Here is an 11,007-nt window from a genome sequence, read left to right on the forward strand (position 1 = left end):
GGTCCATTCCGATGAAACGTCTCGACGGAAAATCGGCGATCGTCACAGGCGCCGCCCGCGGCATCGGCCGCGCCTTCGCCGCCGCCTATGTCGCGGAGGGGGCAACCGTCGCCATCGCCGACATCAACCTCGCCGCGGCGGAGAAGGCGGCGGCGGAGATCGGCCCCGGCGCCTATGCCGCGGCGCTCGACGTCACCAGCCAGTCCTCCATCGACGCCGCCGTCGCCGCGGTGGTGGAGCGGGCCGGCGGCGTCGACATCCTGATCAACAATGCCGCCCTGTTCGACCTCGCCCCGATCGTCGAGATCACACGGGAGAGCTATGACCGCCTCTTCTCGATCAACGTCGCCGGCACTCTGTTCACGCTCCAGGCGGTGGCGAAGCGGATGATCGCGCAGGGCCGCGGCGGCAAGATCATCAACATGGCCTCCCAGGCCGGGCGGCGCGGCGAAGCGCTGGTCGCCGTCTATTGCGCCACCAAGGCGGCGGTGATCAGCCTGACCCAGTCGGCCGGCCTCGACCTGATCCGCCATGGCATCAACGTCAACGCCATCGCCCCCGGCGTGGTCGATGGCGAGCATTGGGACGGCGTCGACGCCCTGTTCGCCAAGCATGAGGGCCTCCAGCCCGGCGAGAAGAAGCGCATGGTCGGCGAAGCGGTCCCCTTCGGCCGCATGGGCCGCGCCGAGGACCTGACCGGCATGGCGATCTTCCTGGCGAGCCGGGAGGCCGACTATATCGTCGCCCAGACCTACAACGTCGACGGCGGCAACTGGATGAGTTGAAGACCCTCCCCCGGAAACCATCCCCTCTCCCCCCGGGGAGAGGGTTAGGGTGAGGGGGATGCACCGCGAGGACTCTCAAGAATCGCGGACTCCACGCCGCCCACCGACTTCACGCCATGCGTCCCCCTCACCCCGACCCTCTCCCCGGGGGGGAGAGGGAGGATCCCCCGATCCCCCGCAGGACACCGCCATGACCATCGCCCTTTCCGCCGCCACCCTCCCGGACATCGCCGCGCGGGCATCGGTGCCGGCTTATGACCGTTCCGCGCTGACCGCCGGGATCCTGCATTTCGGCATCGGCAACTTCCACCGCGCCCATCAGGCGGTCTATCTCGACAGCCTGTTCGCCCAGGGCCGCGACAATGACTGGGCCATCCTCGGCGCCGGCGTGATGCCGTCGGACCAGCGCATGCGCGACGCGCTGGAGGGCCAGGACTGGCTGACCACCGTGGTCGAGCAATCCGGCGCGCAGAGCCTCGCCCGCGTCACCGGCGCCATGGTCGGCATGCTGCCGGTCGGCGACAGCGAGGCCATCATCGCCAAGCTGGCTGACCCCGCCATCCGCATCGTCTCGCTGACGGTGACGGAGGGCGGCTATTACATCGACGCCGCCGGCAAGTTCGATGCCAGCCATCCGGCGATCCGCGCCGACATCGCCGTGCCCTCCCGCCCGACCACAATCTTCGGCCTGATCGTCGCCGGTCTGGCCCGCCGCCGCGCCGCCGGCACGGTGCCCTTCACCGTCATGTCCTGCGACAACATCCCCCACAACGGCGTCGTCACCCGCAACGCCGTGCTCGGCATCGCCAAGGAGATCGACACCGACCTCGCCGCCTGGATCGACTCCGCCGTCGCCTTCCCCAACGGCATGGTCGACCGCATCACCCCGGCCACCGGCGTGCAGGAGCGCGAAACCCTCGACCGCGATTTCGGCATCGCCGACAACTGGCCGGTCTTCTGCGAGGACTTCACGCAGTGGGTGCTGGAGGACCGCTTCTCCGCCGGCCGCCCGGCGCTGGAGGCGGTGGGGGTGCAGTTCGTCCCCGACGTGACACCCTTCGAGACCATGAAGATCCGCATCCTCAATGGCGGCCATGCGGTGATCGCCTATCCGGCCGGGCTGCTCGGCATCACCTACGCGCACGAGGCGATGGAAACCCCGCTGATCCGCGCCTTCCTGCAAAGGGTGGAGCGGGAGGAGATCATCCCCACCGTCCCGCCGGTGCCGGGCACCGACCTCGCCGCCTATTTCGCCATCATCGAGCGCCGCTTCGGCAATCCCAAGATCAAGGACACCATCCGCCGCCTCTGCCTGGACGGCTCCAACCGCCAGCCGAAATTCATCGTCCCATCCATCGCCGACCGCCTGAAGGCCGGTGCCGGCATCGAGGGGCTGGCGCTGGAATCGGCGCTGTGGTGCCGCTACTGCTTCGGGACGGACGAAGGCGGCCAGCCGATCGAGCCGAACGATCCCAACTGGGACCGGCTGACCCAGGTTGCCAAGGCCGCCCGCAACGAGCCGACCGCATGGCTCGACATGGAGGACGTCTATGGCGAAGTCGGCCGGGCCCAGCCCTTCCGCGACGCCTTCTCCACTGCCCTGCGCGCCCTGTGGGCGGACGGTACCCGCGCCGTGCTGGAACGCTATACCGGCAGAGCCAGCTGAAGGACTTGCCCGCCATAACCCGACCGCTCATATGCTGAGGCAAGGCGTATTTTGAAGCTTTCGGTGGTCCGAGGCTCGACCTGGGGTTAGAGTTTCCGGGTCAAGTTTTCCTCATTCATGCCACGACAAAACGCCCCCTCCCGCACCGGGAGAGGGCGTTTTTGTCTCTGCATGAAACACTGATCACACCGCCGGAAACTGTTCCATAGCGTTCCAAATGTCTCATTCAGGGGGGCATTCAGCCCCCGGTAACGACCCCGGCCGTCATCCCTAGAAACAAACTCAATCTTTAACAAAACAAACCGGTCACTCCAAAATAATGATGGCATCGCCTCGGGTGCGTAGCTATCGTAACGTCTGAAATTGCGAATCCTGGCATTCCAATACGGCTTTCTATACCCAATGGTTATATCCAAAGGGGTAGAATATCCCAGGAGTGACAGGCGTTGCTTTAGTGAGGCATGATGAGTGACTTGAAGGCCCTGTCGCCGACCGAACTTGATCTGGCGACGCTGATCGTGAACACCCTCACCCTGGAAGCCGACCCGGAGGACATCGACCCGGACGCCCCCCTCTATGGCGAAGGGCTGGGCCTCGATTCCATCGACATCCTGGAGGTGGCGCTCGCCGTCTCCAAGACCCACGGGGTGAAGCTGCGGGCGGATGACGAGAACAACACCAAGATTTTCGCCTCGCTTCGCACCCTGAACAGCCACATCCAACAGCTCAAAGCCGCCTGATGCCGTCCGCCGCCGCCTGGACCAGGGGTGGGGCCGCGGTGGGCGCCGGCCTGTCGCTCTTCGCGCTCTATCCCCTGCTGGTCCATGGCGCCATCGTCGCCGACCTCGACGCCGACACCGCCCTCGCCCTGGCGCTGGTGCAGGCGGGCGTGACCGGGCTGGTGGTCGGCCGCGCCGCACCCCGCTTCCGCTGGATCGCGCTGGCCGGCGCCATCGCCCTGTTCGGCCTGTCCTGGCGCTCCGCCCGCGACGGGCTGCTGGCCGCCTCGGCGATCAGCCATGCCGCTATCTATGTCGGGCTGCTCGCCCTGTTCGGCCGCACCCTGCTGGCCGGGCGCGAGCCGCTGATCACCTGGATCGCCCGGCGCATCCGCGGCAGCCTGACCGACGAGATGCTGGTCTACACCCGCCGCGTCACCATCGCCTGGTGCCTGTTCTTCGCCGGCCAGCTGGCGATGTCGGCCCTGCTGTTCTGCGTTGCCCCGCCGGCGGTCTGGTCCTTCTTCATCAACGTCCTCGACCTGCCGCTGGTGGCGGCGATGTTCCTGACGGAATACGCCTACCGCCTGCGCAAGTTCTGGAACTATTCCCACGGCTCCATCGCCGACGTCGTCCGCGTCTTTTCGGAGCGGCCCAATTCATGACGATGCTGTCCACCACCCGCCTGCCACTGCTGCGCCACGGCGGCGCCGACGATCTGTTCGCCCTGCATGACGGCCGTCCGGTGACGGTGCGGACCTACCTCGCCGCCGTGCGCGATCTGGCCCGCCGCCTGCCCGACGGCGCCTATCTGCTGAATCTGTGCGGCGACCGGCTGGGCTTCGCCATCGCACTCGGTGCGGCCCTGCTGCGCCGGCAGATCAGCCTGCATCCCCCCAACGACACGCCGGAAACGCTGCGCCAGCTCGAAGAGAGCTATCCCGGCGTGATCTGCCTGACCGACGCCGGCGCCACCTATCCCGGCATGACCTGCGTCGAGGCGCTTCCCCCCGGCGGCCTCGACAGGCTGGCCGGCTCGCCCTTCGACGGCGACCTTGCCTTCCCGGCCGATCAGGTGGCGACCATCGCCTTCACCTCCGGTTCCACCGGCCGGCCGATGCCGCAGGTGAAAAGCTGGGGCACGCTGGTCCGCAGCGTCCACGGCGCCGGCACCGCCCTTGAAATCGCCAAGCTCGGCGCCGCCGGTCTGGTCGGCACGGTGCCGCACCAGCACATGTACGGGCTGGAATCGGTCATCCTGCTGGCGCTCCAGCACGGTCTGGTCCTGCACGGCAGCCGCCCGCTCTTCCCCGCCGACATCGCCGCCTGCCTCGCCGACCTGCCCGGCCGCCGCATCCTGGTCACCACGCCGGTCCATCTTCAGGCCCTGCTGGCCGACGGCACCGATCTGCCGCCGCTCGACTTCATCCTCTGCGCCACCGCCCCCCTGGCGCCGCAGCTCGCCATCGACGCGGAGGCGAAGCTCGGCGCGCCGCTGCACGAGATCTACGGCTGTTCGGAGACCGGCCAGCTCGCCGTCCGCCGCACCAGCGCCACGGCGGAGTGGCTGTGCATCGACGGCATCCGCCTGCGCCAGGACGAGCAGGGCACCTGGGCGTCCGGCGACTTCCTCGACGGCGAGACGCTACTGGCCGACGTGATCGAGTTGAAGAGCGATACCCGCTTCATCCTGCACGGCCGCTCCGCCGATCAGGTCAACATCGCCGGCAAGCGCAGCTCGCTCGCCTTCCTCAACCACCATCTGAACTCGGTCGACGGGGTGACGGACGGCGTCTTCTTCATGCCGCGGGAAGGGGACAGCGGGACCACCCGCCTCGCCGCCCTGGTGGTGGCCCCCGGCCTGACCGCCGAGACCCTGCTGGCCCGCCTGCGCGAGCGGATCGACCCGATCTTCCTGCCGCGCCCCCTGCGCTTCGTCGATGCCCTGCCGCGCAACCCGACCGGCAAGCTGCCGCGCGAGGCGCTGCTGCGGATGCTCGACGACAGCCGGCCCGACTAGGTGCCGCCGCCGTGCCCAGCCAGACCGACATCCTGTTCCCCGCCGACCATCCCACCGCCGCCGGCCATTTTCCCGGCAACCCGGTCATTCCCGGCGCGGTGCTGCTCGACACCGTACTGACCGCCATCGCGGCGGCGGAGGGCTTCGCCCCCGGACCCTGCCGCCTGCGCGCCGCCAAGTTCCTGTCCCCCGTCCGCCCCGGCGAGCGCATGCGGGTCGAATGGCAAACCACCACGACCGGCGGCATCGCCTTCACCGGCAGCGTGGAAGGCCGTCCCGTGATGAACTGCACCCTCATGGTTGGCAGCATCGCATCATGAAGCTCCCCCTGCGCGCCAAGCCGGCGGCCGACACCGCGGCCTCCCCCATCGCGCCGCCGCCGCGCCGGCGCCGCCGCAAGGAGTGGATGAACCGGCCGGAGCGCAGCACCACCACCGCCATCAAGTTCATCGTCTGGGTCGCCCTGCGGCTCGGCCGGAGGGCGGCGCGGCTTCTGCTCTATCCGATCTGCCTCTATTTCGTCCTGTTCTCGCGCAAGCCGCGCCGGGCGTCGGCACTGTTCCTGTCCAAGGCGCTGGGCCGCGCGCCCGGCTTCGGCGACCTGTTCCGCCATTATCACGTCTTCGCCGCCTGCCTGCTCGACCGCGTCTTCTTCCTGAACGACCAGTCCGACGATTTCGACATCCGCGTCCATGGCGAGGACATCGTGATCGACCTTATGGAGCGGGGGGAGGGCTGCCTGCTGCTCGGCGCCCATATGGGCAGCTTCGAGGCGATCCGCATGCTGGGCCACCGCCAGCGTGATCTGCGCGTCAGTCTGGTGATGTACGAGGAGAATGCCCGCAAGATCAATTCGGTCCTCAATGCCATCAACCCGCTGCTGTCGATGGAGGTGATCGGGCTGGGCCGGCCGGATTCGATGCTGCGCGTGCGTGAGAGGCTGGACCAGGGCCACTTCGTCGGCATGCTGGCCGACCGCACCCTGGACGGCGAGGAGGAGGTGCGCCTGCCCTTCCTCGGCCAGCCCGCCGGCTTCGCTCTCGGCCCCTTCCAGCTTGCGGCGATGCTGAAGCGGCCAGTGGTGCTGATGGTCGGTCTGTACCAGGGCGGCCGGTGCTACGACGTCCATTTCGAACGCATCGCCGACTTCTCGGACGTGCCGGTGCAGGAGCGGCCGGGCCTCGTGCGCTGGGCGGCCGGGCGCTTCGCCGACCGGCTGGAGCATTACGCTCAGTCCTCCCCCTACAACTGGTTCAATTTCTATGATTTCTGGAAATAGACCGGCCCGCCGCCCGATCCTCACAGGCTTGGGGGCCGGTTTCGCCGCCTTCCTTCTGGCAGGTGCCGTTCCGACGCAGGCGGCCGAACCCTGGGGCCTGGCGGATCTGTTCGCCCGCTTCGCCCAGGTCGGCAGTTCCAGCGCGCGCTTCACCGAGACGCGCGAGGTCGGCCTGCTGACCACCCCGCTGGAAAGCAGCGGCACCCTGACCTACCGCCGGCCGGATGTGCTGGAAAAGCGCACGCTGCTGCCCGAGCCGGAGAGCCTGCGGCTGGACGGCGACCGTCTGACGCTGACCCGGGCGGACGGCGCGTCCCGAACGCTGTCGGTCTCCGCAATGCCGGAAATCCAGACCTATGTGGAAAGCATCCGCTCCACCCTGCGCGGCGACGTTCCCACCATCATGCGCTTCTACGAGGTGGCGCTGGAGGGAACGCCGCAGGACTGGCGCATGCAGCTGATCCCGCGGGCGGAGGAGGCGCGCAAGACCGTCCAGCGCATCCTCATCGCCGGCCGCGACGCCGCCATCCGCCGGATCGAGGTCCTTCAGGCCGACGGCGACCGCTCCATCATGACCATCCAGCCGGACCCGGCATGACCGCTTCGGCGAGACGGGGCAGATGGAACATCGCAGTGTGGCTGGCCGGGCTGATTGCCTGTGGCCTGCTGGTGGCGCGCACGCCGGTCACCGCCGACCTGTCCGCCTTCCTGCCCCGCTCCCCTTCCGCCACCCAGCAATTGCTTGTCGACCAGCTGCGCGACGGTGTCGTCTCCCGCCTGATCCTGATCGCCATCGAGGGCGACACGCCGGATCGCCTGACAGGATTCAGCCGCGCGCTTGCCGAACGGCTGCGCGGCAACCCGCTGGTCGCCGCCGTGGAAAATGGCGAGCGGACCGGGCGCAGCGCCGACGGCACCTATCTTTGGACCAACCGCTATCTGCTCAGCCCCGGCGTCACCCCCGACCGCTTCACGGCGGACGGGCTGCGCGAGGCCCTTCAGAACGATCTGCGCCTCCTGCAATCGCCGGCAGGCATGGCGCTGAAGCAGGCGCTTCCCGCCGATCCGACCGCCGAGATCCTGCGCCTGACCGACCGTATGCTGGGCGACGCCTCCGGCCCGGCCAGCCGCGACGGCGTCTGGGTCTCGGCCGACGGGGCGCGGGCGCTGCTGCTGGTGCAGACGGCTGCGCCCGGCTTCGACATGGATGCCCAGCAGAAGACGCTCGACCTGATCCGCAGCGCCTTCACCGAAACGAAGGGGACGGTCGGGTCCGCCCAACTGGTGATGACCGGGCCGGCGGTCTTCTCCGTCCAGACGCGCGACCGGATCGAGGCGGATGCCACCCGCTCCTCCATCATCGCCACGGTTCTGGTGGCCGGCGTCCTGCTGCTGGTCTATCGGTCCTTGCGCGTGCTGGTGCTGTCGCTGCTGCCGGCGGCGACCGGCACGCTGGCCGGCATCGCGGCGGTGGGCCTGGGCTTCGGCACCGTGCACGGCATCACGCTGGGCTTCGGCGTCACCCTGCTGGGCGAGAGCGTCGATTACGCCATCTACCTGTTCACCCAGACCCAGCCCGGCAGCCCGGCGCGCCGCACCCTTCTGCGCATCTGGCCGACGCTGCTGCTGGGGGTGGCGACCTCCGTCGTCGGCTTCGTCACGATGCTGTTCTCCAGTTTCAGCGGACTGGCGCAGCTGGGCCTCTTCTCCATCACCGGGCTGCTGGTGGCGCTGGCCGTCACCCGCTGGGTGCTGCCAACCCTGCTGCCGGAGGGCTATGCGACCGAACGGCCGGCCCGGATGGCCCCGGTGCTGAACGCCCTGACCAGTGCGGCACCGGCCCTGCGGCTGCCGCTGGTGGCCGCGACCCTGCTGTCGCTGGCTTGGCTGGCCTACCAGGGCTCCACCATCTGGTCGGCCGAGCTGTCCAGCCTCAGCCCGGTTGCCGAAGCAGACCAGCGGTTGGACGAGGCGCTGCGCCGCGATCTCGGTGCCCCCGACGCCGGCCATCTGCTGGTCACCAGTGCCGCGACGGTGGAGGAGGCGCTGACCGCCGCCGAACGTCTGGCCGCGCCGCTGGAGGCACTGACCCGTGACCACCTGATTGCCGGCTACGACTCCCCCGCCCACACCCTGCCGAGCCAAGCCACCCAACGCGCCCGCCAAGCCGCCCTGCCGCCGCCCGACCAGCTGCGCGCCGCCCTGACCCAGGCCCTGCAAGGCCTGCCCTTCCGCCCCGATGCCTTCGCCCCCTTCCTGACTGAGGCCGAGAAGGCCCGGACCCAGCCGCTGCTGACCCCGGCCAGCCTGGATGGCACCAGCCTGAAGCTGAAGTTCGACTCCCTGCTGGTCCGCACCGGTGCCGGCTGGACCGCCATGCTGCCCTTGCGCGGCGTCAAAGATCCGCAGGGACTTGCCGTCCGGCTGGTCGATGCCCCTATGGCACAGGGCGCCATCCTGCTGAACCTGAAGGAAGAGTCCGACAGCCTTTATCGCACCTACCGGCAGGAGGCGCTGACGCTGGCCGTCCTCGGGGCAATTGCGATCACGGCTCTGCTGGCCGCCGCCCTGCGGTCGGTCCGTTCGCTGGTCGCGGCGGTGATGCCTCTGGCCGCGGCGGTGGTCATCACCATGGCGCTGGTGACTGCATTGGGTCAGACGCTGACGATCTTCCATCTGGTGGGCCTGCTGCTGGTGGTCGGCGTCGGTTCCAACTATTCCCTGCTGTTCGAACGGCCGGAGCCCTCCCCGGCCTTGCGGGAACGCACCGTCGCCTCGGTCGCCATCGCCAATCTCTGCACCGTCATCGGCTTCGGCACGCTGGCCTTTTCCGGCATTCCCGTGCTGCACGGCATCGGCATGACGGTTGCCATCGGCGCCTTCCTCTGCCTCGCCTTCGCCGCGGTGCTCGGACCGAAGAGTGCGAGCCATGGCTGAGTGCCGCTGGTCGCCATCGCCCCTGCTCCGCGCGTCGGCCGCCCTGCATGTCGCAGCATTGGCCGGTGCGGCGGCCTTGCCCACGGCGTGGCCCTGGGCGCTTGGTGCGGTGGCCGGCAACCACGCCCTGCTCGGCGCCATCGGGCTTTGGCCGCGCAGCAGCCTGCTCGGCCCCAACCTGCGCCGCCTGCCGGCGGAAAATGCCCGGCTCGGTCAGGTCGGTCTCTGCTTCGACGACGGCCCCGACCCGGAGGTGACACCCGCCGTGCTGGACCTGCTCGACCGCGCGCGGGCCAAGGCCAGCTTCTTCTGCATCGCCGACCGGGCCGCCCGCCACCCCGCCCTGGCCGAGACCATCGTCCGCCGCGGCCACACGGTGGAAAACCACAGCTGGCATCATTCCCACCGCTTCGCCGCCATGGGCCTTCGCGCCATCCGCCGCGAGGTGGGAGAGGCGCAGCGCATCCTGACCGACCTCGCCGGCCAGCCGCCCCGCTTCTTCAAGCCGCCGGCCGGCTTGCGCAATCCGCTGCTCGACCCTGTGTTGGCCGGCCTCGGCCTGCGGCTGGCGACCTGGACCCGGCGCGGCTTCGACGCGGTGCGGCGCGACCCGTCGGGGGTGGAGCGGCGCCTCCTCCGCAACCTCGCCGCCGGCGACCTGCTGATGCTGCATGACGGCTCCGCCGCCCGTGACCGTGACAGCCAGCCGGTGGTGCTGACGGTGCTGCCGCGGTTGCTCGACACATTGGCAGCCCATGGGCTGACGGCGGTTTCGCTGGAGGTGCTGGCCGATGAGTGACGCCGTCTTCCGCGATCTGGTCGCCGCCGCCGCCCGCCCCTATCGCCGCTGCGGCCGTTACGCCTGGCATTTCACCAGGGGCAAGCTGGGCGGCGACCCCGTTTTCCGTCATCTGCTGGGCCACCCTCTGCTGCCCGCCCGCGGGCGCCTGCTCGACCTCGGCTGCGGTCAGGGGGTGCTGACGGCTCTGCTGCGCGCGGCGGCCGAACGGCACGCCATCGGCGACTGGCCGGCGGATTGGCCCACTCCGCCCGATGCCCTCGCCACCCAGGGCCTTGAACTGTCACCCAAGCGGGTACGGATCGCCCAGGCGGCGCTGGGCACCGACGCCGTCATGCAGGGCGACATCCGCAACATCGATCTGCCGCCCTGCGATGCCATCGTCATCCTGGACGTGCTGCTCTATCTCCGGCCCGACGAGCAGGCGGCGGTGCTCGCCCGTTGCGCCGATGCGCTGCTGCCGGGCGGCATTCTTCTCTTGCGGGAGGCCGACGCCGACGGCGGCCTGCCCTTCCAGATCACCCGCTGGGCCGAACGGATCGCCAGCGCCGCACGAGGCCACTGGCGCCAGCCGCTGACCTACCGTCCGGCGGCGGACTGGTCGGCGCTGCTGGACAGCCTTGGGTTCAATACGACGGCTCTGCCGATGAGCCAGGGTACGCCCTTCGCCAACACCTTGTTCATAGCCCGGCGAAGCAATGCCTCAGTCCAAATTTGCCCTTCCTTACGTGAAATTGCCGATGCTAGCATTCATCCGGCAATGAAACCGCCTTACACAATCGAACCCATCCAAAATTCCTAA

At 69.2% G+C, this 11,007-nt stretch carries 11 protein-coding genes; all 11 read left to right on the forward strand.

Annotation, left to right across the window (positions count from 1 at the left end; translation table 11 throughout):
* Positions 1-11 precede the first annotated feature (11 nt).
* The 11 genes from J2848_RS17365 (at position 12) to J2848_RS17415 (ending at position 11,007) form a co-directional block, all read left to right on the forward strand.
* Positions 12-785 carry an L-iditol 2-dehydrogenase gene (locus J2848_RS17365; RefSeq protein WP_149232230.1) on the forward strand — a complete coding sequence of 258 codons (774 nt, stop codon included), beginning with the start codon at positions 12-14 and terminating at the stop codon, positions 783-785.
* 190 nt (positions 786-975) lie between these two features.
* A complete protein-coding gene (locus J2848_RS17370; RefSeq protein ID WP_149232229.1) occupies positions 976-2,451 on the forward strand; it encodes a mannitol dehydrogenase family protein in 1,476 nt (491 codons plus the stop codon).
* A gap of 464 nt (positions 2,452-2,915) precedes the next feature.
* Positions 2,916-3,191 carry a phosphopantetheine-binding protein gene (locus J2848_RS17375; protein ID WP_149232228.1) on the forward strand — a complete coding sequence of 92 codons (276 nt, stop codon included), beginning with the start codon at positions 2,916-2,918 and terminating at the stop codon, positions 3,189-3,191.
* Positions 3,191-3,835 carry a COG4648 family protein gene (locus J2848_RS17380; protein ID WP_149232227.1) on the forward strand — a complete coding sequence of 215 codons (645 nt, stop codon included), beginning with the start codon at positions 3,191-3,193 and terminating at the stop codon, positions 3,833-3,835. The genes J2848_RS17375 and J2848_RS17380 overlap by 1 nt, the downstream gene beginning before the upstream one ends.
* A complete protein-coding gene (locus J2848_RS17385; protein ID WP_211103175.1) occupies positions 3,832-5,190 on the forward strand; it encodes an AMP-binding protein in 1,359 nt (452 codons plus the stop codon). Before J2848_RS17380 ends, J2848_RS17385 begins: the two co-directional genes overlap by 4 nt.
* An 11-nt stretch (positions 5,191-5,201) precedes the next feature.
* Positions 5,202-5,510 carry an ApeI family dehydratase gene (locus tag J2848_RS17390; protein ID WP_211103174.1) on the forward strand — a complete coding sequence of 103 codons (309 nt, stop codon included), beginning with the start codon at positions 5,202-5,204 and terminating at the stop codon, positions 5,508-5,510.
* Positions 5,507-6,469 carry a lysophospholipid acyltransferase family protein gene (locus J2848_RS17395; RefSeq protein ID WP_149232226.1) on the forward strand — a complete coding sequence of 321 codons (963 nt, stop codon included), beginning with the start codon at positions 5,507-5,509 and terminating at the stop codon, positions 6,467-6,469. The genes J2848_RS17390 and J2848_RS17395 overlap by 4 nt, the downstream gene beginning before the upstream one ends.
* Positions 6,470-6,497: 28 nt before the next feature.
* Complete coding sequence (locus J2848_RS17400) at positions 6,498-7,067, forward strand: LolA-related protein (RefSeq protein ID WP_149232225.1); 570 nt, start codon at positions 6,498-6,500, stop codon at positions 7,065-7,067.
* Entirely contained in the window at positions 7,064-9,406 is a 2,343-nt protein-coding gene (locus J2848_RS17405) for an MMPL family transporter (protein ID WP_149232224.1), read from the forward strand. The genes J2848_RS17400 and J2848_RS17405 overlap by 4 nt, the downstream gene beginning before the upstream one ends.
* Positions 9,399-10,205, forward strand: a complete 807-nt coding sequence (locus J2848_RS17410) for a polysaccharide deacetylase family protein (protein ID WP_149232223.1) — start codon at positions 9,399-9,401, stop codon at positions 10,203-10,205. Before J2848_RS17405 ends, J2848_RS17410 begins: the two co-directional genes overlap by 8 nt.
* Complete coding sequence (locus J2848_RS17415) at positions 10,198-11,007, forward strand: class I SAM-dependent methyltransferase (protein WP_149232222.1); 810 nt, start codon at positions 10,198-10,200, stop codon at positions 11,005-11,007. The genes J2848_RS17410 and J2848_RS17415 overlap by 8 nt, the downstream gene beginning before the upstream one ends.

This window comes from Azospirillum lipoferum, assembly GCF_024170005.1.
Classification (GTDB): domain Bacteria; phylum Pseudomonadota; class Alphaproteobacteria; order Azospirillales; family Azospirillaceae; genus Azospirillum; species Azospirillum lipoferum.